The sequence below is a fragment of the Phycicoccus avicenniae genome (assembly GCF_050496545.1).
Classification (GTDB): Bacteria; Actinomycetota; Actinomycetes; order Actinomycetales; family Dermatophilaceae; genus Phycicoccus; species Phycicoccus avicenniae_A.
In genome coordinates this window covers 174,601-195,966 of the sequence record NZ_JBNVZV010000001.1, presented here as the reverse complement: position 1 = coordinate 195,966, position 21,366 = coordinate 174,601, and the positions used below count along the sequence as shown (strand labels likewise).

19 protein-coding genes are annotated in these 21,366 nt (G+C 74.1%); 9 read left to right on the top strand and 10 right to left on the bottom strand.

Annotated features, from left to right (window positions below; all coding sequences use genetic code 11):
* The 6 genes from whiA to ACQZ2A_RS01005 all read left to right on the top strand — a co-directional run bounded on the left by whiA (position 1) and on the right by ACQZ2A_RS01005 (position 4,894).
* Positions 1 to 981 (top strand): DNA-binding protein WhiA, encoded by a 981-nt coding sequence (whiA, locus tag ACQZ2A_RS01030; protein ID WP_430206634.1) that lies wholly within the window; start codon positions 1 to 3, stop codon positions 979 to 981.
* 177 nt (positions 982 to 1,158) lie between these two features.
* Positions 1,159 to 2,163 (top strand): type I glyceraldehyde-3-phosphate dehydrogenase, encoded by a 1,005-nt coding sequence (gene gap, locus ACQZ2A_RS01025; protein ID WP_430206633.1) that lies wholly within the window; start codon positions 1,159 to 1,161, stop codon positions 2,161 to 2,163.
* Positions 2,164 to 2,185: 22 nt separating this feature from the next.
* Complete coding sequence (locus ACQZ2A_RS01020; RefSeq protein WP_430206632.1) at positions 2,186 to 3,391, top strand: phosphoglycerate kinase; 1,206 nt, start codon at positions 2,186 to 2,188, stop codon at positions 3,389 to 3,391.
* Entirely contained in the window at positions 3,392 to 4,189 is a 798-nt protein-coding gene (gene tpiA / locus ACQZ2A_RS01015; RefSeq protein WP_430206631.1) for a triose-phosphate isomerase, read from the top strand.
* A 98-nt stretch (positions 4,190 to 4,287) separates the two neighbouring features.
* A complete protein-coding gene (gene secG / locus ACQZ2A_RS01010; RefSeq protein ID WP_430206630.1) occupies positions 4,288 to 4,530 on the top strand; it encodes a preprotein translocase subunit SecG in 243 nt (80 codons plus the stop codon).
* Between the two features lie 13 nt (positions 4,531 to 4,543).
* The gene (locus tag ACQZ2A_RS01005; protein ID WP_430206629.1) at positions 4,544 to 4,894 is read left to right on the top strand and encodes an RNA polymerase-binding protein RbpA; all 351 of its coding nucleotides are present in this window, start codon (positions 4,544 to 4,546) and stop codon (positions 4,892 to 4,894) included.
* 363 nt (positions 4,895 to 5,257) lie between these two features.
* On the opposite strand, the gene ACQZ2A_RS01000 is transcribed toward ACQZ2A_RS01005, so the two are convergent.
* The 7 genes from ACQZ2A_RS01000 to tkt are packed head-to-tail and all read right to left on the bottom strand — an operon-like array spanning position 5,258 to position 14,177.
* Entirely contained in the window at positions 5,258 to 5,731 is a 474-nt protein-coding gene (locus tag ACQZ2A_RS01000) for a hypothetical protein (protein ID WP_430206628.1), read from the bottom strand.
* Between the two features lie 10 nt (positions 5,732 to 5,741).
* Positions 5,742 to 6,476 (bottom strand): 6-phosphogluconolactonase, encoded by a 735-nt coding sequence (gene pgl / locus ACQZ2A_RS00995; RefSeq protein WP_430206627.1) that lies wholly within the window; start codon positions 6,474 to 6,476, stop codon positions 5,742 to 5,744.
* Complete coding sequence (gene opcA, locus ACQZ2A_RS00990; RefSeq protein ID WP_430206626.1) at positions 6,473 to 7,609, bottom strand: glucose-6-phosphate dehydrogenase assembly protein OpcA; 1,137 nt, start codon at positions 7,607 to 7,609, stop codon at positions 6,473 to 6,475. The genes pgl and opcA overlap by 4 nt, the downstream gene beginning before the upstream one ends.
* Entirely contained in the window at positions 7,606 to 9,150 is a 1,545-nt protein-coding gene (gene zwf / locus ACQZ2A_RS00985) for a glucose-6-phosphate dehydrogenase (protein WP_430206625.1), read from the bottom strand. Before zwf ends, opcA begins: the two co-directional genes overlap by 4 nt.
* Positions 9,147 to 10,763 carry a glucose-6-phosphate isomerase gene (locus tag ACQZ2A_RS00980; RefSeq protein WP_430206624.1) on the bottom strand — a complete coding sequence of 539 codons (1,617 nt, stop codon included), beginning with the start codon at positions 10,761 to 10,763 and terminating at the stop codon, positions 9,147 to 9,149. The genes zwf and ACQZ2A_RS00980 overlap by 4 nt, the downstream gene beginning before the upstream one ends.
* Complete coding sequence (gene tal / locus ACQZ2A_RS00975; protein ID WP_430206623.1) at positions 10,760 to 11,875, bottom strand: transaldolase; 1,116 nt, start codon at positions 11,873 to 11,875, stop codon at positions 10,760 to 10,762. Before tal ends, ACQZ2A_RS00980 begins: the two co-directional genes overlap by 4 nt.
* A gap of 7 nt (positions 11,876 to 11,882) precedes the next feature.
* Entirely contained in the window at positions 11,883 to 14,177 is a 2,295-nt protein-coding gene (gene tkt / locus ACQZ2A_RS00970) for a transketolase (protein ID WP_430206622.1), read from the bottom strand.
* A 194-nt stretch (positions 14,178 to 14,371) separates the two neighbouring features.
* Here tkt and ACQZ2A_RS00965 point away from each other — a divergent pair, with 194 nt between their 5' ends.
* Positions 14,372 to 15,301, top strand: a complete 930-nt coding sequence (locus ACQZ2A_RS00965; protein WP_430206764.1) for a heme o synthase — start codon at positions 14,372 to 14,374, stop codon at positions 15,299 to 15,301.
* Positions 15,302 to 15,308: 7 nt separating this feature from the next.
* Here the strand turns inward: ACQZ2A_RS00965 and ACQZ2A_RS00960 are convergent, their stop codons facing one another.
* Together ACQZ2A_RS00960 and ACQZ2A_RS00955 are read right to left on the bottom strand one after the other, a co-directional pair.
* Entirely contained in the window at positions 15,309 to 16,583 is a 1,275-nt protein-coding gene (locus ACQZ2A_RS00960) for an MFS transporter (protein ID WP_430206621.1), read from the bottom strand.
* Positions 16,580 to 17,152 (bottom strand): ArsR/SmtB family transcription factor, encoded by a 573-nt coding sequence (locus ACQZ2A_RS00955; protein ID WP_430206620.1) that lies wholly within the window; start codon positions 17,150 to 17,152, stop codon positions 16,580 to 16,582. The genes ACQZ2A_RS00960 and ACQZ2A_RS00955 overlap by 4 nt, the downstream gene beginning before the upstream one ends.
* 180 nt (positions 17,153 to 17,332) lie before the next feature.
* On the opposite strand from ACQZ2A_RS00955, the gene ACQZ2A_RS00950 reads away from it, so the two are divergent.
* Positions 17,333 to 17,536, top strand: a complete 204-nt coding sequence (locus ACQZ2A_RS00950; protein ID WP_430206619.1) for a hypothetical protein — start codon at positions 17,333 to 17,335, stop codon at positions 17,534 to 17,536.
* A 38-nt stretch (positions 17,537 to 17,574) separates the two neighbouring features.
* The gene (locus ACQZ2A_RS00945; protein ID WP_430206618.1) at positions 17,575 to 20,436 is read left to right on the top strand and encodes a helix-turn-helix transcriptional regulator; all 2,862 of its coding nucleotides are present in this window, start codon (positions 17,575 to 17,577) and stop codon (positions 20,434 to 20,436) included.
* On the opposite strand, the gene ACQZ2A_RS00940 is transcribed toward ACQZ2A_RS00945, so the two are convergent.
* Positions 20,433 to 21,359, bottom strand: coding sequence for a COX15/CtaA family protein (locus ACQZ2A_RS00940; RefSeq protein WP_430206617.1), 927 nt, complete (start codon positions 21,357 to 21,359; stop codon positions 20,433 to 20,435). The two genes, ACQZ2A_RS00945 and ACQZ2A_RS00940, sit on opposite strands and share 4 nt — an antisense overlap.
* Positions 21,360 to 21,366 lie beyond the last annotated feature (7 nt).

The window sequence follows — 21,366 nt, the reverse complement described above, 5'->3', positions numbered from 1 at the left end:
ATGGCGATGACGGCGAAGGTGAAGGACGAGCTGAGCCGGCACGTCGTGACCAAGCCCTGTTGCCGCAAGGCCGAGGTCGCGGCGATGCTGCGGTTCGCCGGGGGGCTGCACATCATCGGGGGGCGCATCGTCGTCGAGGCCGAGCTGGACACCGCGAACGCGGCCCGGCGGCTGCGGCGCGAGCTGGCCGAGGTGTACGGCCACACCCCCGAGGTCCTCGTCCTCGCGGCCGGCGGGCTGCGCAAGGGCAGCCGGTACGTCGTGCGGGTCGTCCAGGACGGTGAGGCCCTGGCCCGCCAGACCGGCCTCATCGACAGTCGCGGTCGTCCCGTCCGGGGGCTGCCGGCCAAGGTCGTCAGCGGCTCGGTCTGCGACGCCGAGGCCGCGTGGCGCGGGGCCTTCCTCGCGCACGGCTCGCTCACCGAGCCCGGCCGCTCCTCGGCCCTCGAGGTCACCTGCCCGGGCCCGGAGGCCGCCCTCGCCCTCGTCGGTGCCGCGCGCCGGCTCGGCATCCAGTCCAAGGCCCGCGAGGTCCGGGGCGTGGACCGCGTCGTCATCCGCGACGGCGACGCCATCGGCGCGATGCTCACCCGGCTCGGCGCACACGACGCCGTCCTGGCCTGGGAGGAGCGCCGCATCCGCCGCGAGGTGCGGGCCACCGCCAACCGGCTCGCCAACTTCGACGACGCCAACCTGCGCCGCTCGGCCCGCGCGGCCGTCGCTGCGGGGGCGCGGGTCGAGCGGGCCCTGGAGATCCTCGGCGAGGAGGTGCCCGACCACCTCAAGGAGGCCGGAGAGCTGCGGCTCACCCACAAGCAGGCCTCGCTCGAGGAGCTGGGCACCCTGGCCGACCCGCCGATGACCAAGGACGCCGTCGCCGGGCGGATCCGCCGGCTGCTCGCGATGGCCGACAAGAAGGCCCAGGACGAGGGGATCCCCGACACCGAGGCCGTGCTCACCCCGGACATGCTCGACAGCTGACCGGGCGCACCGTTTCCGGTCTCGCACCCGTCTCACGGGAGGCCGTGCGTAAACGGTTACTCGCCCGTACGGTGGACGCCCGTCGGGCCCCGAGGGGCGGGGTCTAGGGTTGGTGGCGGAACCACGGTGCCGGGCGGCTCCGCACGGCACATCCCTCTCCACTGGAAGGCACGCACAGTGACCGTTCGCGTAGGCATCAACGGCTTCGGCCGCATCGGCCGCAACTTCTTCCGCGCCGTGCAGGCGTCGGGGGCCGACATCGAGATCGTCGCCGCCAACGACCTGATGGACAACAAGACCATCGCCCACCTGCTGAAGTACGACTCGGTCCTCGGCGTCCTCGCCGACGACGTCTCGTACACCGACGACTCGATCACCGTCGGCGGCACGACCATCAAGATCTTCGCCGAGCGCAACCCCGCCGACATCGCCTGGGGCGACGCCGGCGCGGACGTCGTCGTCGAGTCCACCGGCATCTTCACCGACGCCACCAAGGCCAAGGCCCACATCGACGGCGGCGCCAAGAAGGTCATCATCTCCGCGCCGGCCTCCAACGAGGACGCCACCTTCGTCATGGGCGTCAACCACGGCGACTACGACCCGGCCACCCACCACGTCATCTCCAACGCCTCGTGCACGACGAACTGCCTCGCACCGATGGCCAAGCCGCTCCACGACGAGCTCGGCATCGTCAAGGGCCTGATGACGACGATCCACGCCTACACCTCGGACCAGAACCTTCTCGACGGCCCGCACCGCGACCTGCGGCGCGCCCGCGCCGCCGCGCTCTCGATCATCCCGACGAGCACCGGCGCCGCGAAGGCCATCGGCCTGGTCATGCCCGAGCTCAAGGGCAAGCTCGACGGCTACGCGCTGCGCGTGCCCACCCCGACCGGCTCGGCCACCGACCTCACCTTCGAGGCGGGCCGCGAGACCTCGGTCGAGGAGGTCAACGCCATCGTCAAGGCGGCGGCCGAGGGCCCGCTCAAGGGCTTCCTGAAGTACACCGAGGACCCGATCGTCTCCGCCGACATCGTCACGGACCCGAGCTCGTGCATCTTCGACTCGGGCCTGACCAAGGTCATCGGCAACCAGGTCAAGGTCGTCGGCTGGTACGACAACGAGTGGGGCTACTCCAACCGCCTCATCGACCTCACCGCGCTCGTCGGCAAGAGCCTCTGAGCGGGACGGGACCGACACCCTGATGGCTGACCTCGCCTCCCTGGGCGACCTGCGCGGCAAGCGCGTCCTCGTCCGGTCCGACCTGAACGTGCCCCTCGACGGCACGACGATCACCGACGACGGGCGCATCCGGGCGTCGGTCCCGACCATCTCCGAGCTGTCCGGGGCGGGCGCACGCGTCATCGTGTGCGCCCACCTCGGGCGGCCCAAGGGCGCACCCGAGGAGAAGTACTCGCTGCGTCCCGTCGTCGGGCGGCTCTCCGAGCTGCTCGGCCGCGACGTCGTCTTCGCCACCGACACGGTGGGGGAGAGCGCGCAGGCCGCGGTCGCGGCGATGGCGGACGGCGACGTCGTCCTCCTCGAGAACCTCCGCTTCAACGCCGGTGAGACGGCCAAGACCGACGAGGACCGCGCCGAGTTCGCCGACGCCCTCGCCGGGCTCGCGGACGCCTACGTCTCCGACGGCTTCGGCGTCGTCCACCGCAAGCAGGCCTCGGTCTACGACGTCGCCACCCGGCTGCCGTCGGCCATGGGCGGGCTCGTGCGCACCGAGGTCGAGGTGCTCCGGCGCCTCACCGAGGACCCCGAGCGTCCGTACGCCGTCGTCCTCGGCGGCGCCAAGGTCGCCGACAAGCTCGCGGTCATCGACAACCTGATGGGCACCGCCGACCGGCTGCTGATCGGCGGCGGGATGCTCTTCACCTTCCTCGCGGCGCAGGGCCACGAGATCGGGAAGAGCCTCTTCGACGCCGACAGCGTCGACGCGTGCAAGGGCTACCTCGAACGGGCCGAGCGCGACGGCGTCGAGATCGTCCTGCCCGTCGACGTCGTCGTCGGCAAGGAGTTCTCCGCCGACACCGAGACCGACGTCGTCGCCGCGGACGCCATCCCCGCCGACGCGATGGGCCTGGACATCGGGCCCGAGTCGGCCCGCCTGTACGCCGAGCGGCTCGCGGACACCCGCACGGTCTTCTGGAACGGCCCGATGGGCGCGTTCGAGATGGAGCCGTTCGCGGCCGGCACGAAGGCCGTCGCGCAGGCGCTCGTCGACGCCACGGCCGGCGGCGCGCTGACCGTCGTCGGTGGCGGTGACTCCGCGGCCGCCGTCCGGCAGCTCGGCTTCACCGACGACCAGTTCGGCCACATCTCCACCGGTGGCGGGGCCTCCCTCGAGTACCTCGAGGGCAAGGAGCTGCCCGGCATCGCGATCCTCACGAAGGAGCACTGAATGGCCTCCGGCCGCACCCCGCTGATGGCGGGGAACTGGAAGATGAACCTGGACCACCTCCAGGCCACCCACCTCGTGCAGAAGCTCGACTGGACCCTCAAGGACGGCAAGCACGACTTCGCCGCCGTCGAGGTCGCGGTCCTGCCGCCGTTCACCGACATCCGCAGCGTCCAGACGCTCATCGACGGTGACCGCCTCGAGCTAAAGCACGGGGCACAGGACCTCTCGGCCCACGACTCCGGCGCGTACACCGGCGAGATCAGCGGGGCCTTCCTCGCCAAGCTCGGGTGCACCTACGTCACGGTCGGGCACAGCGAGCGGCGCGAGTACCACGGCGAGGGCGACGACGTCGTGGCCGCCAAGCTCCAGGCCGCGCTCAAGCACGGGATCACCCCGATCTTCTGCGTCGGTGAGGGCCTGGAGATCCGGCAGGCCGGCACGCACGTCGAGCACGTGCTGGCTCAGGTCGAGGCCGGTCTCGCGGGCGTCCCCGCCGACCAGGCCCGCACCGTGGTCGTCGCCTACGAGCCCGTCTGGGCGATCGGCACCGGCGAGGTCGCGACGCCCGAGGACGCGCAGGAGGTGTGCGCGGCGATCCGTACCAAGCTCGCCGAGCTGTACTCCGGCGACGTCGCCGACGGCATCCGCATCCTCTACGGCGGCTCGGTGAAGTCCGGCAACGTCGCGGCGATCATGGGCCAGGAGGACGTCGACGGCGCCCTCGTCGGCGGTGCCTCGATCGACGCCGGCGAGTTCGCCGCCATCTGCCGCTTCCGCGACCACCGCGGCACCGTCTGAGCGTCCGCGACCGCCGCGCCCACGGGGCTGCGGCGGTCGCGCCGGTCAGCGGTTATCCTGTACCGGTTGTCCCCGACCCCCACACGAAGGATCCATCCGTGGACGCGGTTCGCATCGGCCTCCAGGTCCTCCTGGTCCTCGGAGGCCTGTTCCTCACCCTGCTCATCCTGCTCCACAAGGGCAAGGGCGGCGGCCTCTCGGACATGTTCGGCGGTGGCATGTCCAGCTCGCTGGGCGGGTCCTCGGTCGCCGAGCGCAACCTCGACCGGATCACGGTCGGTGTGGCGGTCATCTGGTTCACCTGCGTCGTCGGTCTCGGCGTCCTCGAGCGGTTCGCCTGAGAGGGGACTGACCATGGCCGGAGGTAACGCGATCCGGGGCTCGCGCGTGGGCGCGGGTCCGATGGGTGAGGCCGAGCGCGGCGAGGCCGCGCCCCGCCGCTACGTCTCGTTCTGGTGCTCCAACGGGCACGAGACCAAGCCGAGCTTCGCCGAGGAGGCCGGGCTGGTCGTCCCCGAGACCTGGGACTGCCCGCGCTGCGGCTTCCCCGCGGGGCAGGACCAGGACAACCCACCGGCTCCCCCGAAGGTGGAGCCGTACAAGACCCACCTCGCCTACGTGAAGGAGCGTCGCTCCGACGAGGACGGCCAGGCCATCCTCGACGAGGCGCTCCAGACGCTGCGGGGGCGCGGCCTCATCCAGTGAGCCGCTGACCCACTGCAGCACCCGACGACCCCGGCCGATGCGGCCGGGGTCGCGGTGTGTCCGGGTTCCGCTGTCCGGGATGAGGGCGGTGCCGCACATCCTGCGTGGTGAGTCAGCAACAGCACGGCCCGTCGGCAGGAACCGCGGCGCCGGACCAGAGTCCGCCGCTTCCCCGGACTCTGGTCCGGAAGGCGGAGTGGCGGCGACTTCTCACCGCCATCCGGCGAACCGGACCAGAGCCGGCGAACCCGACCCGAGGCGACGATCCGCCGTGGGGATGAGGGACTGGGGTCCGCGCGAGGTGCGGGGATCCGTGCGCGGTCGCGGGCGGACACCCGCACCTGGCACGGAGGGGAGCCTCGGTCAGCGGCGGGCGGCGCGGGCGAGGTGGGCGAGGACGCCCTCGAGCCAACCCCGTTCGCGGTTCATCCAGCGCACCGCGACGAGCGTGCGGACGACCACGGGCACGCCGCGGCGCGGGGGCTCGACGGCGAGGTCGGTGCCGAACGGGTCGGTGCTGACCACCCAGCGGTAGCCGGTGCCGACGAGGTGGTCGCCGACCGCCGTCGCGACGACGGTGACGACCTCGGCGGCCTCGTCCTCGGCGTCCCGCTCGACGGCGGCCTCCCAGGCGGCGGCGATGCTCGCCGCGTCCGTGGGGTCGATGCCGTGCTTCTCGTACCGGAGCCGGTAGGACTCGAGGCGGGCCTCCTCCTCCCCGGTGAGCGGCCGGGTGGCGACCTCCTCGACCGGCTCGACGTCGGCCATCGGCTCACCGACGTCGCCGACCGGTGCCTCGCCGTCGGTGCGGCCGCGGAAGCGGTCGAGGATGCCCATCGCCGGCCCCTCAGCCCAGCTCGGCGGCGGCGTCGGGGTCGAGGAGCCAGAGCGTGCGCTCCTCGCCGTGCACGTGGGCGGCCGGCGTGGTCTCGAAGGACGCACCACCGACCCCGCGCGCGACGGCGTCGGCCTTGTCGGCCCCGCTGACGAGGAACCAGACCTCCCGCGAGCGTTCGAGGCACTCGCGGGTCAGCGAGACGCGGTCCGGTGGCGGCTTGGGGGAGTCGTGCACGGCGACGGCGGGGGTGCCGGTGGTGGCGGCGGCCGGGTGGTGCGGGAAGAGCGAGGCGATGTGCCCGTCCGGCCCGACGCCGAGGACCATGACGTCGAAGGCCCCGTTCCCGGTGCGGCGCAGTGTGTCGGCGTAGGCCTCGGCCGCCTCCTCGGCGGAGCCGCTGGAGTCCGGGCCCGGGACCCGGTGGACGTTCGCGGGGTCCAGGCCCAGCGAGCTGAGGCCGGCGTCGTCGTTCTGGGTGTCGTTGCGGTCCGGGTCCCCGGCGGGCAGGTACCGCTCGTCGCCCCACCACACGTGCACGCGCGACCAGTCGACCGCGGCTCGCGCCGGCTCGGCGGCCAGCGACCGGACGATCTCCGAGCCCATCGAGCCCCCGGTCATCGACACGTGGGCGACACCCCGGTCGGCCAGCGCGTCGACGAGGGCGACGACGAGCCGCGCGGCCGCGCCGTCGGCGAGCGACGGGCGGGACGGGTGGACCACGACGGTGGCCTCGGGACGGGTCACGAGCGGCGCTCCTTCACCTCGGCGAGCTTGGTCTCCGCGGCCTTGCGGACCGCGTCGGAGTCGGCGTGGTCGGCGGGCATCGGCATCTTGTCGACCATGGCGCTGCTCCCCGCGGCCCGGGCGGCACGGCGCAGCCGCTGGGCGGTGCGCTCGGCCTCGGCGGGGGAAGGTGCCGTGCCGTCGCGGACGGCCTCGCTCGCGGTGCGGCGCGACGTGCTGACCGCGCTCGAGCCCTTGCGGACGGCATCGGCGTAGACCTCGTCGGGGTCGAGCCGTCGCAGCTCGTCGGCGAGGCACTCGGCATCGGAGCGGTGGGGCAGGGCCAGGGTGCGGTCGGGCTGGCCGGGCTGGCGCAGCACGGCGGTGTCGCCCTCGACCGGGCGGACGAGGTCGACGGTGCCGCTGGCCCGCTCGAGCCGGACCGAGATGACGCCCGAGCCGGTGCGGGACCGGGCGAGCGAGACCGGGCAGCGCAGGCGGGCCGCGAGCCACCCGGCGAGCAGCTCGCCGGAGGGGGAGTCGGAGGCGGCGACGACCATCGCGGCCGTGACCGGCTCGTACGGCGCCTGGTCGAGCGCCGCGGCGAGCAGCCCGCGCCACAGGGTGACGCGCGACCACGCGAGGTCGGTGTCGCCCGGCGCGTACGCCGACGCGAGCCGCTTGACCGCCGCGCGCGGCGTGCCCGGTGCGCGGGCGGCATCGGTGATGCGCCGCTGCGCCATCGCCCCGATGGGGTCCCCCGCGGGGTCCTTGGGCGCCTCGACCGGCCACCACGCGACGATGGGGGAGTCGGCCAGGAGCAGCGGCGTGACCACCGCGCGGCCGTGCTTGGCCAGCGGTCCGTAGAGCCGCAGGACGACGACCTCGGAGGCGCCGGCGTCGCCGCCGACGCGGATCTGGCCGTCGAGGCGCGCGGCGCCCCGGCGGTTGCCGGTGACGACGACGATGATGCGACAGGGGTGCTGCCGGCTGGCGTCGTTGGCGACCTCGATGGCGTCCTCCGCCTCGGCCTCGTCGACGACGACGACCAGGGTGAGGACGCGCGAGAGCGCCATCGCGCCGGTGTCCGAGCGCAGCTTGACCAGCCGCTTGGAGACGGCGGCGGTCGAGGTGTTCGGCAGGTCGACGATCAAGGGAGCCTCCACTCACGGCCGTCGCGGCGCATCAGGGCGTCGGCCGAGGCCGGCCCCCAGCCGCCGGACTCGTACTGCTCGGGGGCCTTGCCCTTGGTGGCCCAGAACCTCTCGATGGGGTCGAGGATCTGCCAGGACAGCTCGACCTCCTCGTGCCGCGGGAAGAGCGGCGGCTCGCCGAGGAGCACGTCGAGGATGAGCCGCTCGTAGGCCTCGGGGGAGGACTCGGTGAACGAGCGGCCGTACCCGAAGTCCATGGTCACGTCGCGGACCTCCATCTGCGCGCCCGGGACCTTGGCCCCGAACCGCAGCGTGACGCCCTCGTCGGGCTGGACCCGGATGACGATGGCGTTCTGCCCGAGCTCCTCGGTGGCGGTGTTGGAGAACGGCAGGTGCGGCGCCTGCTTGAAGACGACCGCGATCTCGGTGACCCGCTTGCCGAGCCGCTTGCCGGTGCGCAGGTAGAACGGCACCCCGGCCCAGCGGCGGGTGTCGACGTCGAGGCGCACGGCGGCGTAGGTCTCGGTGGTCGAGCCGTCGGCGACGCCGTCCTCGTCGAGGTAGCCGACGACGTCCTCGCCGCCCTGCCACCCGGCGGCGTACTGCCCGCGGGCGGTGCCGGTGGCGAGGTCGGCGGGGATGCGCACGGCCGAGAGCACCTTCTCCTTCTCGGTGCGCAGGCCCTGGGCGTCGAAGGAGACTGGCTCCTCCATCGCGGTGAGGGCGAGCAGCTGGAGCAGGTGGTTCTGGATGACGTCGCGCGCCGCACCGATGCCGTCGTAATAGCCGGCCCGGCCGCCGATACCGATGTCCTCGGCCATCGTGATCTGCACGTGGTCGACGTAGTTGGCGTTCCACACCGGCTCGAACATCTGGTTGGCGAAGCGCAGCGCCAGGAGGTTCTGGACCGTCTCCTTGCCGAGGTAGTGGTCGATGCGGAAGACGCAGTCGGCGGGGAAGACGTTCTCGACGATGGCGTTCAGCTCGCGGGCCGAGGCGAGGTCGTGCCCGAACGGCTTCTCGATGACCACCCGGCGCCACGAGCCGGTCTGCGGCGTCGAGAGGCCGGAACGCTCGAGCTGCTGGCACACCGTGGCGAACGAGCCCGGCGGGATCGACAGGTAGAACGCGTGGTTGCCGCCGGTGCCGCGCTGCTCGTCGAGCTCGGCGACGGTCTCGGCGAGCAGGTCGAACGCGGCGTCGTCGTCGAAGGAGCCCGGGACGAACCGGATCCCCTCGGAGAGCGTGCGCCAGACCTCCTCGCGGAAGGGCGTGCGGGCCCGCTCCTTGACCGCCTCGTAGACGATCTTGCCGAAGTCCTGGTCGGCCCAGTCGCGCCGCGCGAACCCGACGAGGGAGAAGCCCGGCGGCAGCAGCCCGCGGTTGGCGAGGTCGTAGATGGCCGGCATCAGCTTCTTGCGCGCGAGGTCACCGGTGACGCCGAAGAGCACCAGCGAGGACGGCCCGGCGATGCGGGGGAGCCGCTTGTCGCGCGGGTCCCGCAGCGGGTTGTTCTCGGCGGTGACGCGGGCCGGGCTCATGCCCCGCCCTGCCCGAGGGCGGCGCGCACGGCGGGGAGGCCGGCGTCGTGGTCGGTGAGGTGCAGGCGGAGCACCGGGCGACCGTGGTCAGCGAGCACCTTCGCGTCGCCCGCGGCCTGGGCCGCGATGAACTGGCCGAGGGTGAAGTCGCGGCCGGGAACCTCGAGGTCCTGTGCCGGCGCGGTCGTGACCTGCACGTAGACACCCGTCGCCGGGCCGCCCTTGTGGTACTGCCCGGTGGAGTGCAGGAAGCGCGGACCCCAGCCGAAGGTGACCGGACGTCCGGTGCGGTCGAACAGGTCACGGGCGACGTGCTCGAGGTCGGCGTCGGCCTCCCGGTCGAGGTAGGCCATCACGGCCACGTAGCCGTGCTCCGGGTCGAGCTGCGCCAGCAGGGCGTCGACGGCCGCGGCCACGGTGGTGGCGTCCCCGAGGAACTCCGGTCCGAGGGAACGCACCTCGACGGCGCCGTCGGTGAACGCGGGGTCCTCACCGGCACCGATGCCGGCGTCGAGGAGCTCGCGGGCCGCGGCCTTGGCGCTCTCGACGTCGGGCTGGTCGAAGGGGTTGATGCCGAGCAGCCGTCCGGCGACGGCGGTCGCCGCCTCCCAGAGCAGCATCTGCGCGCCGAGGGGCCCGGCGACGGTGACGACGGAGTCACCGGAGGCGCCGTCGTCCTCGGACTCGGAGGACACGAGGCGAGCGACCGTGCCGTCGGCGTAGAGGTGGGCCGGCTCGGAGCCGATCGCGACGACCGGCAGGATGCCGGTGCCCTCCTTGCCGGTGGACTCGGCGATGAGCTGCTCGGCCCAGGCGGCGAACCCGACGTTCTCGGTGCCGGCGTCGACGAGGACCAGCTTGTCGCGCAACGGGTCCGTGCCCGCCATCGCGGCGCCGAGGCGCAGTGCGGGGTTGGCCTCGTCGTCGGCGGCGAGCAGGTCGGCGACCGTCTCGGCGTCGTCGAGCAGCGCCTCGACGTCGGCCCCGGCGAGGCCGCTCGGCACCAGGCCGAAGGCGGTCAGGGCCGAGTAGCGGCCTCCGACAGCGGGATCGGCGTTGACGACGCGGAACCCGGCGCCGCGCGCCTGCTCCTCGAGCGGGCTACCGGGGTCGGTGACGACGACCATCCGGGTCGTGGGGTCGAGGCCGGCGTCGCGGAAGGCCTGCTCAAAGGCCCGGCGCTGGCTGTCGGTCTCGACGGTGGAGCCGGACTTGCTCGACACGACGACGACCGTGCGGTCGAGGTCGGTGAGCGCGCCGCGGACGACGTCGGGGTCCGACGAGTCGAGGACGACGAGCGGGACGCCGGCTGTGGCGCAGATGACCTCCGGGGCGAGCGAGGAGCCGCCCATCCCGCAGAGCACGACGCGGTCGTAGCCGGTCTCCTCGAGCTCGCCCCGCAGGGCGGCGATCTCGCCGACGAGCGGCCGCGAGCTGCGGGGGAGACCGGTCCAGGACAGGCGCTTGGACGCCTCGTCCTCGGCCGCGGCACCCCACAGGGTGTGGTCCTGCGCGAAGAGCCGGCTGGCCACGGAGTCCGCGACGAGCGTGGGCACGTGGGTGGCGACGGCCTGCGCCGCCGCCCCGGTGGCGGAGACGTCGAGGGTGCTCACGCGCTCGCCTTCTCCAGCTCGCTCGTCACGCCGTCGAGCAGCTCGCCCCAGGCCTTCTCGAACTTCTCGACGCCCTCCTTCTCGAGGAGGTCGACGACCTCGGAGTACGAGATGCCGAGCCGCTCGAGGGTGTCGAGGACGTCCGACGCCTCGGCGTAGCCGCCGGTGATGGTGTCGCCGGTGACCTCGCCGTGGTCGGCGGTGGCGTCGAGGGTCTTCTCGGGCATCGTGTTGACGGTGCCGGGGGCCACGAGCTCGGTGACGTACATCGTGTCGGGGTAGGCCGGGTCCTTGACGCCGGTCGACGCCCACAGCGGACGCTGCCGGTGCGCGCCGGCCGCCTCGAGGGAGGCCCAGCGCGGGGTCGAGAAGACCTCCTCGTAGGCCTGGTAGGCGAGCCGGGCGTTGGCCAGACCGGCCTTGCCGCGCACCGCCTTCGCCTCGTCGGAGCCGATGGCGTCGAGGCGCTTGTCGATCTCGGCGTCGACGCGCGAGACGAAGAACGATGCGACGGAACGGATCTGCGAGAGGTCCTTGCCGTTCTCGCGGGCCTGCTCGAGGCCGGTGAGGAAGGCGTTCATCACGGCGCGGTAGCGGTCGAGGGAGAAGATCAGCGTGACGTTGACCGAGATGCCCTCGGCGAGCACCTGCGAGATGGCCGGAAGGCCCTCGACGGTGGCCGGGATCTTGATGAGGACGTTCGGCTGGTCGACCTCGGCGGCCAGCGCCTTGGCCTCGCGGACCGTGCGGCCGGTGTCGTGCGCGGCGCCCGGGTCGACCTCGATCGAGACCCGGCCGTCCTCGCCACCGGTGGCGTCGAAGACCGGCTTCATGATCTCGCAGGCGTCGCGGACGTCCTTGGTGGTCAGCGCGAAGACGGTCTCGTCGACCGACTTCCCGGCGCGCGCCAGCTCCTCGACCTGCGCGTCGTACGCGTGGCCCTCGGAGAGCGCGGCCTGGAAGATCGAGGGGTTCGTCGTGACACCGACGACCCCCTTCTCGTCGATGAGCTGCTGGAGGTTGCCGGACTCGATCCGGTCGCGGGACAGGTCGTCGAGCCAGACGGAGACGCCGTTCGCGGCGAGGTCCTGGATGGGCTGAGGTGCGGTCATGCGGGTCTCACTTCCTCGCCGAGGCCGCGCTCTTGCGGCTCGGCGCCTTGGGCGTGCCGACGTCGGTGCCCTGGTCCTTCCGGGAGCGCGGCGCGGTGTCGTTCACCGCGGGGACGCCCCCGGTGGCGCGGGCGGCCTTGAGCGAGTCCTTGGCCGCCTTGACGACCGCCTCGGGGGTGAACCCGAACTCGCGGAACAGCCGCGGGCCGTCGGCCGAGGCCCCGAAGTGCTCGAGGCTGACGCAGCGGCCGGCGTCACCGACGAGGTCGTGCCATCCCATGGCCACACCCGCCTCGACGCTGACACGGGCCCGGACCTCGGGGGGCAGGACCTTGTTCTGGTAGGAGCGCGGCTGCTCCTCGAACCATTCCCGGCACGGCATCGAGACGACGCGGGTGCGGGTGCCGGCCTTCTCGAGGCGCTCGCGCGCCGCGAGGGCGAGGGTGACCTCGGAGCCCGTGGCGATGAGCACGACCTCGGGCGCCTCGTCGCCCTTCGCGCCGCCGTCGACGAGCACGTAGGCGCCCTTGCGGACGCCGGAGGCCTTGGCGTGGGTCTTCCGGTCGAGGGTCGGCAGGGCCTGGCGGGACAGCGCGAGCCCGGCGGTGCCGCCGCGGCGGAGGACCTCGCCCCACGCCTCGGAGGTCTCGTTGGCGTCGGCCGGGCGGACCACCGCCAGCCCGGGGATGGCGCGCAGCGAGGCGAGGTGCTCGACCGGCTGGTGGGTCGGGCCGTCCTCGCCGAGGCCGATGGAGTCGTGGGTCCACACGAAGGTGACCGGCAGCTCCTGGAGGGCCGCGAGCCGCACCGCCGGACGCATGTAGTCGGAGAAGACGAGGAAGGTGCCGCCGTAGGGGCGGGTCAGGCCCTCGAGGGCGATCCCGTTGAGGATCATGCCCATCGCGTTCTCGCGGATGCCGAAGTGCAGGGTGCGGCCGTAGGGGCTGCCCTTCCACTCGTCGGTCTGCTTCCCCGTGGGGATGAACGAGGGCTGGCCGCCCATCGTCGTGTTGTTGGACTCGGCGAGGTCGGCCGAGCCGCCCCACAGCTCGGGCATGACGTCGGCGAGGGCGGTGAGCACCTTGCCGGAGGCGGCGCGGGTGGCGATGCCCTTCTCGTCGGCGTCGAAGACGGGCAGCGCCTTCGCGAGGTCCTTCGGCATCTCGGCGGCGACGAGCCGGTCGAGGAGGGCCGCGCGCTCGGGGTTGGCCTTGCGCCACGCCTTGTAGCCCTTGTCCCACTCGCGGTGGGCGGCCTTGCCGCGCTTCTTGACCTCGCGCGTGTGCGTGATGACCGCGCGGTCGACGTCGAAGGACTTCTTCGGGTCGAACCCGAGGATCTTCTTGGTGGCCGCGACCTCGTCCGCGCCGAGGGCGGAGCCGTGGGCCTTGCCCGTGCCGCGCGCCGACGGGGCGGGCCAGGCGATGACGGTGTGCAGGCGCACGAGGGTCGGGCGCTTGCCGGGGCGGCGGCTCTTCTCGAGCGCGGCGAGCAGGGCGTCGACGTCCTCGGTGTACCCGGCGTCGCCCTTGGGGTCGCTCGAGCGGCGCCAGTCGACGTCCACGACGTCCCAGCCGTAGGCCTCGAAGCGCTTGGCGACGTCCTCGGTGAAGGAGATGTCGGTGTCGTCCTCGATGGAGATCTGGTTGGCGTCGTAGACGACGGTGAGGTTGCTCAGCTCCTGGTGGCCGGCGAGCGAGCAGGCCTCGGAGGCAACGCCTTCCATGAGGTCACCGTCGGAGGCGAGCACCCACACGTGGTGGTCGAACGGGCTCTGGCCGGCCTTGGTCTCGGGGTCCAGCAGGCCGCGCTGGCGGCGCTGCGCCATCGCCATGCCGACCGCGGAGGCCAGGCCCGAGCCGAGCGGGCCGGTGGTGATCTCGACGCCCTTGGTGTGGTGCACCTCGGGGTGGCCGGGGGTGAGGGAGCCCCACGTGCGCAGCGCCTTGAGGTCGGCGAGCTCGAGGCCGTAGCCGGACAGGTACAGCTGGACGTACTGCGTCAGCGAGGAGTGCCCGCAGGACAGGACGAACCGGTCACGGCCGAGCCACGAGGGGTCGGACGGGTCGTGGCGCATGACGTTCTGGAAGAGCAGGTAGGCGACGGGTGCGAGGCTCATCGCGGTGCCGGGGTGGCCGTTGCCGGTCTTCTGCACGGCGTCGGCGGCGAGCAGCCGCGCGGTGTCGACGGCGCGGACGTCGAGGTCGCTCCACTTCGCCTTGCGGGCGACCGGCTTGTTCAGCTCGGGGGAACGGCCGGCGAGCGGCTTCGCGGTGCGCTTGCGGGGGGTGGTGGTGGTCAAGGGGAACCTCTCTCGCGGGACTCATCTGGACGAAACCACCGGCGGTGAGGGCGCCGTGTGACGCTTCGAGTACCCACCCTAGTGCCGGACCCACGTTGCGGTGGGGGCCGGTCTTCGGCCAGACGCGCGGCGGCGGCTAGAATCGCCGAGCACCGTTCCGGCCGACCGTGAAGGACGACGTGGCCACCACCCCGCTGACGACCCCCGCGGCCCCTGCCGTGGCGCGGTCCCCTCGACGCCGGGTCGCCGCCTTCGTCGCGCTGACCAAGCCCCGGATCATCGAGCTCCTGCTCGTCACGACGGTGCCGGTCATGTTCCTCGCACAGCGCGGCGTGCCGTCCCTCTGGCTCGTCGTCGCGACCCTCGTCGGCGGCATCCTCAGCGCCGGCGCCGCGAACACGTTCAACTCGGTCTACGACCGCGACATCGACCGGCTGATGCACCGCACCAGCTCGCGGCCGATGGTCACCGGCGAGGTGAGCGTCCCCGAGGCCCTGGTCTTCGGCGGCGTCCTCACCGTCGCCTCCACGGTCTGGTTCGCGCTGGTCGTCAACGCGCTGTCGGCGCTGCTGTCGGTGCTCGCCATCGTGCTCTACGCCGTCGGCTACACCATCCTGCTCAAGCGCCGGACCTCGCAGAACATCGTGTGGGGCGGCATCGCCGGCTGCATGCCGACCCTCATCGGCTGGTCCGCCGTCACCGGCACCGTCGAGTGGCCCGCGCTCGTGCTCTTCCTCGTCATCTTCTTCTGGACACCGCCGCACTACTGGCCGCTCTCGATGGCCTTCCGCGAGGACTACGCGACCGCCGAGGTGCCGATGCTCCCCGTCGAGCGCGGGCCGGTCGCGGTGGGGCGCCAGGTCGTCGCCTACTCGTGGGTGATGGTCGCGACCTCGCTCGTCCTGGTCCCGGTGGCCTCGATGGGCTGGCTGTACGCGGGGACCGCGCTCGTGGCCGGCGCCCTGTTCGTCGCCGAGGCGCACCGACTGCTCGGCGCTGCCAAGCGCGGGCTCGAGGGCCCGGCCCTGAAGCCGATGCGCCTCTTCCACTACTCGATCACCTACGTGACGGTGGTCTTCCTCGCGGTGGCGGTCGACCCGCTGCTGCACCTCGCCATCCGCTGACACCGGCTCACGCGTCGTCGAGACGCCCCTCGGGCAGGTCCCGACCGCGCCGGTACGGCCCGACGAGCACGGTCGCCGAGACCAGTGCGTGCAGCGCGGTCCTGACGAGGATGGTCGGGCGCACCCCGAGCGACGAGCCGAGCCACCCGGCCACCACGCCGGCCACGGGCATCGTGCCGAAGTTGAGCACCGACGACGCCGACATCGTCCGCCCGAGCAGGGTCGGCGGCGTCCAGCGCTGCCGGAACGCCGAGCGCACCACGTTGGCGCCCACGACCCCCACCCCGACGAGCGCGACGCCGACCGGGACGAGGGCGACGCGCGGCCCGGGGGCCGCCAAGGGCACGAGCAGCGCGGTCGGCCCGCCGAGCAGCTGCAGCCAGCGCATCGCGCGGGCGGTGCCGACCCGGCGGGCCAGCGGGGTCGCCACCGCCGCGCCGACGAGGCCACCGACGCTGCCGGCGGCGACGAGCAGGCCGACCGTGGCGGGCTCGACGCCGAGGTCGCGGACGAGGAAGAGCACGAGCAGCGCGCCGTACCCGGTGAGCGCGAAGTTCGAGGCCGCACCCTGGAGGGTGAAGTAGCGCAGGTACCGGTCGCGGCGCACGATGCGGACGCCGTCGGCGATCTCACGGCGCAGCGGCTCGCGGGCCGGGCGCTCGGGCGGCGGGCGGAGCGCGGCGGGGTCCATCCGCCAGAGGCAGAGCGCCGAGGCGAGGAAGCTGACGACGTCGGCGACGACGGCCAGCGCCGCCCCGACCAGCTGGACGAGCAGGCCACCGAGACCCGGCCCGGCCACCTGCATCGCCGACTCGGTGCCGTAGAGGCGGCCGTTCGCGGCGTCGAGGTCCTCCTCACGGACGACGCGCGGCACGAAGGCGCCGTAGGCCGTGCGGAAGAAGACCGCGCACGTGCCGCTGGCGAGGGCGGCGGCGAGCAGGTGCGGCAGATCGAGGACGCCGAGGAGGTAGGCCACCGGCACCGAGCCCACGGCCAGGGCGGCCACGAGGTCGGCCACGATCATCACGCGGCGCGGGTCGAGCCGGTCGACCCAGGCCCCGGCGGGCAGCCCGACGACGAGCCACGGCAGCCACGCCGCGGCGGTCAGCAGGCCCATCCAGCCGGGCCCGGCGTCGAAGGACGTCACCGCGAGGAGCGGGACGACGACGGTGGTGGTCATCGCACCGAGGACGCTGATGCCCTCGCCGGCCCACAGCAGCCGGAAGTTCACGTTGTGGCGCAGGGCGACCGGGGCGGTGCCCACCGGGGCGGTGCGGGTCACGGCTGGCACGGGAACCCCCGGGCGACGACCAGCACCGGCTCGCGCTCGACGCCGTCGTCCGGCACCTCGCGGTCGGACCACCGGCGGTAGAGCGCGATGGTCTCCTCCGCGACCTGCTGGAGCTCGGCGGGGGAGAGGCGCATCCAGTTCTGGTTCGCGAACGCGGCGTCCTCCCACTCGGGGTCGGTGTCGCGGTTGGCCAGCCATCCGGTGATCCGCTCGACCTGCCGGCGCAGCTGGAGGGCCTCGGCCTCACGGGCGGCGGTGGCCGCGGCGGGGTCGTCGGCGAGGTCGACGCTGCTCCAGCGGGTGCCCGCCGAGACGAGGCGCCACCACCGCTCGCGCCGGTCGCGGGCCAGCTCGGGGGCCTCCTCGACGAGCCCTGCCTCGGCGAGGACCTTGAGGTGGTGGCTCGCGTTGCCCACGGCCTGGCCGGTGCGCGCGGCGAGCATCGAGGCGGTCGAGGGGCCGTCGACCTTGAGGGCGTCCATCATCCGGGCGCGGAACGGGTGGGCCAGCGCGGCGAGGGGTGCGGCGTCGCGCAGGGTGCGGATCTCCGGCTTGGTCATCCCTCCACGGTAGACGCACAAGTGCTGTTGTGCAAGGCCTCTTGTGGAATGCCGTGAGGTACCTCAGGCCACCGCGGCGCTGCAGGGATACGGCAGCCGCCCGATGTGGGGGGCCACCTCAGCCGAGCACCGTGGAGGAGTCGGCGGGAGAGCCCCACCGGCACCGAGAAGGAGAGCACCATGAGCATCCACGCGGACCCGCTGTTCGTCACCGCCGAGGTCGAGCGCCGCCTCGAGCTCGCGGGGGTGGACGTCCACTCCCGGCACCACCACCCGGCTCCGGAGCCGTCGGCCGCCCCGGTCGCGGTCGCCCTGCACCCGCTCGCCGCGGTCCTCACCCGCCTGGTCCGGCCCCGTCCCGCCGGCCGGCCGCGCCACCCGTGAGCACGACGGCGTCGGTGTCCTTTGCCATGATCGGCACCGTGCCGTCCCGTCCCCGCCCCGCGCTCGTCGGTCGTCTCGACGAGCTCGCACGGGTCTCGGCCGCCCTGGGTGGGGACGACGGCGGGGCGGTCCTCCTCGGCGGCGACGCCGGCATCGGCAAGTCCGCCCTCGTCGGCCGGGTCGTCGAGGACGCCGCGGGCCGGGTCCTGCTCGGGCACTGCGTCGGCGAGGCCGGGACGACGCTGCCGTACCTACCGTTCGTCGAGATGGTCGCCGGGCTCGACGCCCGCGAGCGCGACCTGGTCGACGAGCTGGTCGCCGCCCACCCCGGCCTGGTCCCGCTCGTGCCCCGGCTCGCGGGCGGTGCCCGTGGGGATGCCGTGCGCGCCGACCTCGTCGAGGCGGTGCACGCCACGCTCGCCGAGCTCGGGCGGCGCGGCCCGGTGCTCGTCGTCGTCGAGGACGTCCACTGGGCCGACGAGTCCACCCGCGAGCTGCTCAGCCTGCTCTTCACCCGCGGCGCCCCCGAGGGCGTCGGGCTGCTCGCCACGTGGCGCACCGACGACATCCACCGCCGGCACCCGCTCGCGGCAGCTCTGGCCCTCTGGTCGCGGCTGCCCTCGCTCACCCGTGTCGAGCTCGGGCCGCTGCCCGATGCCGACCTGCGCCAGGTCGTCCGCCGCGCCGCCGCCGACCTCGGCCCCCGCGTCGTCGAGGACGTCGCGCGCCGGGCCGAGGGCAACGCCTTCTTCGCCGAGGAGCTCGCCGCCGCGGCCGGCGCCGGGGGCGTGGACGCCGGCGACCTCACCCGCCTCCTCCTGACCCGGGTCGACCAGCTCGACGACGACGCCCAGTCCGTCGTACGGGTCGCCGCCGTCATCGGCCGCCGCGTGCCCCACGCGCTCCTCGAGCGGGTCGCGGCGGTGCCGCCGGGCGTGCTGCGCACCGCGCTGCGGGCCGCCCTCGAGCACCACGTCCTCGAGCCGTGGGCCGACCGCGGCTACGAGTTCCGCCACGCCCTGCTCGCCGAGGCGGTCAGCGAGGACCTCCTGCCCCACGAGCGGGTCCAGCTGCACCGGGCCTGCGCCGACGCCCTGCTCGAGGACCCCGGGCTCGGTTCCGACGCCGCGCTGGCCCGCCACGCGCTGGCCTCCGGCGACCGCACGCTCGCCCTCACGGCCGCCGTCCGCGCCGGCGACTCCGCTCGCCGGATGGGCGGCCCCGCCGAGGCGCTGGCCCACTTCGAGACCGCGCTCGGGCTCGTCGACGTCGAGGCGCCCGAGGTGCACACGCTGACCCTGCGGGCGGCCGGCGCGGCCAACGCCGCCGGGCGGCCGATGCGCGCGATGACCCTCCTGCGCAGCCGCCTCGCCGGTACCGCGCCGAGCCCGCGCGAGCGCGCCGAGCTGCTCGGGGCGCTGGCCTTCGCCTCCCGGATGACCGAGGAACGGGTCGACCGCGAGGCGCTGACCGCCGAGGCCCTCACTCTGCTCGACGACGACGCCCCCGCACCGCTGCGGGTCGGCCTGCTCACCCGGCGCGCCGAGGTCCTCACCGACGTCGGCGCCACCACCGAGGCGCTCGCGGTCGCCGACGAGGCGATGGCCCTGGCCGTGCAGCACGACCTGCTCGTCGACCGCGCCGACCTGTCCTCGGTGCTCGTCCGGCTCGGCGAGGCGGCCGGCGACCCGGGGGAGGCGATGCGCCGGCTCGAGGCCGTCGTCGCCGAGTGGACCGACGCCCCCGACCTCGCCCTGCTCCGGGCGATGCACGTCCTCGCGAGCATCCACCTGCGTCGCGGCGACTACCGGGCGGCCCTCGAGGGCTTCGAGCGCGAGCACGCCGAGGCGCGCCGGGCCGGGCTCGAGGCCTCGGTCTTCGGCACCGACGGCCGCGCCTTCGCCGTCACGGCGGCCCACGAGATGGGCGACTGGGACCTCGCGGTGCGGCTCGTGGCCGACGCCGCGACCGCCGGGCTGCCGGCGGGCGGCCTCGCGGGCGTCGAGTCGGCGGGCTCCTACGTGCCGGCGGCCCGCGGCTCCCTCGACCCCGAGGCGCTGCTCGCCGCCGCCCGGCCGTGGTGGTCCGAGGACGGGCGCATCGCGGCGCAGGCCGGCGCGGTCGCCGTCGACGTGCTGGGCCGTGCGGGCCGGCTCGAGCGGATGCTCGAGGTGCGTGACGAGGTCGTCGCGCACCTGCGCTCACTCTGGTCGATGCCGCGCGTCCCGGTCGAGGTGCGCGTGGCCGCGCTCGCGCTCGGGCACATCGGCTCGGTGCTGCGCGAGCGCCCGACGGCGGAGCGCCGGCGCCTGCTCGAGGTCGCCGAGGAGCTGGCGTCGGACGCCGCCGCCGTCTGGGGACCGGGGTCGTCGCTGCCCGACCCCTCGCTCGAGGGCGAGGCGTGGGTGGCGCGGGCCCGCGCGGAGGCGCTGCGCGTCCGGTGGGCCGGTGGGGCCGAGGTGGCGCCGCAGGCCCTGGTCGAGGCGTGGCGCGAGGTCGTCGAGCTCTTCGACCGGAGGGCCGAGCCCTACGAGGTGGCCCGGGTCCGGGCCCGGCTCGCCGAGGTGCTCACGGCCGCGGGCGACCCGACCGGCGCCGCCGAGCAGGTGGCCGCCGCCCGTGCGGTGGCCGAACGGCTGGGCGCCCGCCCGCTCCTGGAGGACCTCGACCGGCTCGGCGCCGGCCCGCGGCCCGGCGGCACCACCCTCACCGCCCGCGAGCACGAGGTGCTCACCCTTCTCGCCGCCGGGCGCTCCAACGGCGAGGTCGGGCGCGCGCTGTTCATCAGCACCAAGACGGCCAGCGTGCACGTCTCGAACATCCTCGCCAAGCTCGGTGCCGGCTCGCGCGGCGAGGCCGTGGCCCTGGCCCGGGAGGCCGGGCTGCTCGGGGAGGGCTAGGCCGGGACGGGCTGGTCCGCCGAGCGGGTCTCGCCGGTGGCACCCTCCGACGACCCGCCGCGGGCGGCCAGCACGACCCAGGTCGCCGCCGCCACGAGCGCCGCCGCCCCCACCAGGTGCAGCGCGACGAGCACGATCGGCAGGCCCGTCCAGAACTGGACGAGGCCGACGACGCCCTGGGCGAGCTCGACCCCGAGGAGGACGAGGACGGGCCGGCGCAGCGCGCCCGAGCGGGTGCTCCACCACAGCGCGAGCGTCAGCGCCACGAGGAGGTAGACCGACGCCGCGTGGACGTGGCTCCAGGTCTCGGGGGAGAGGCCGTTGCGCGGCGAGTCCTCGTCGCCGGCGTGGGGACCGCTGCCGGTGACGACGGTGCCGAGGTAGACCGCGACCCACGCGACGCCGTAGACGACGCGGACCAGCCGCTGCACGCCCGCGGACGCCGCGACCCCGGCGCGCGGGTGGACCCGCACGACGAGCCACACCGACAGCGCGACGAGGTACATCGACAGGACGAGGTGCAGGGCCACGACCCACGGGTTGAGGTCGGTGAGCACGGTGATGCCGCCGATGACGGCCTGGAACGGGATGCCGAGGCCGATGCCCACGACGAGGCGGCGCAGCCCGCGCGACGTTCCCGACCAGCGCCACACGGCCACGGCGGTGCCGACGACCACCGCCACGAGGACGTAGGTGAGCAACCGGTTGCCGAACTCGATGACGCCATGGAGGCCGAGCTCCTGGTGCGGCACGTAGGAGGCGTCCGTGCAACGCGGCCAGGTGGGGCAGCCCAGCCCCGATCCGGTGAGGCGGACGAGCCCGCCGGTGAGGATGATCACCGTGTTGGCGACGAGCGTCGCCCAGGCCCAGCGGCGCACGGCGCGGGTCGAGACGGACGCGGCGAGGACGGACCGCTGGCTCACGCCACGA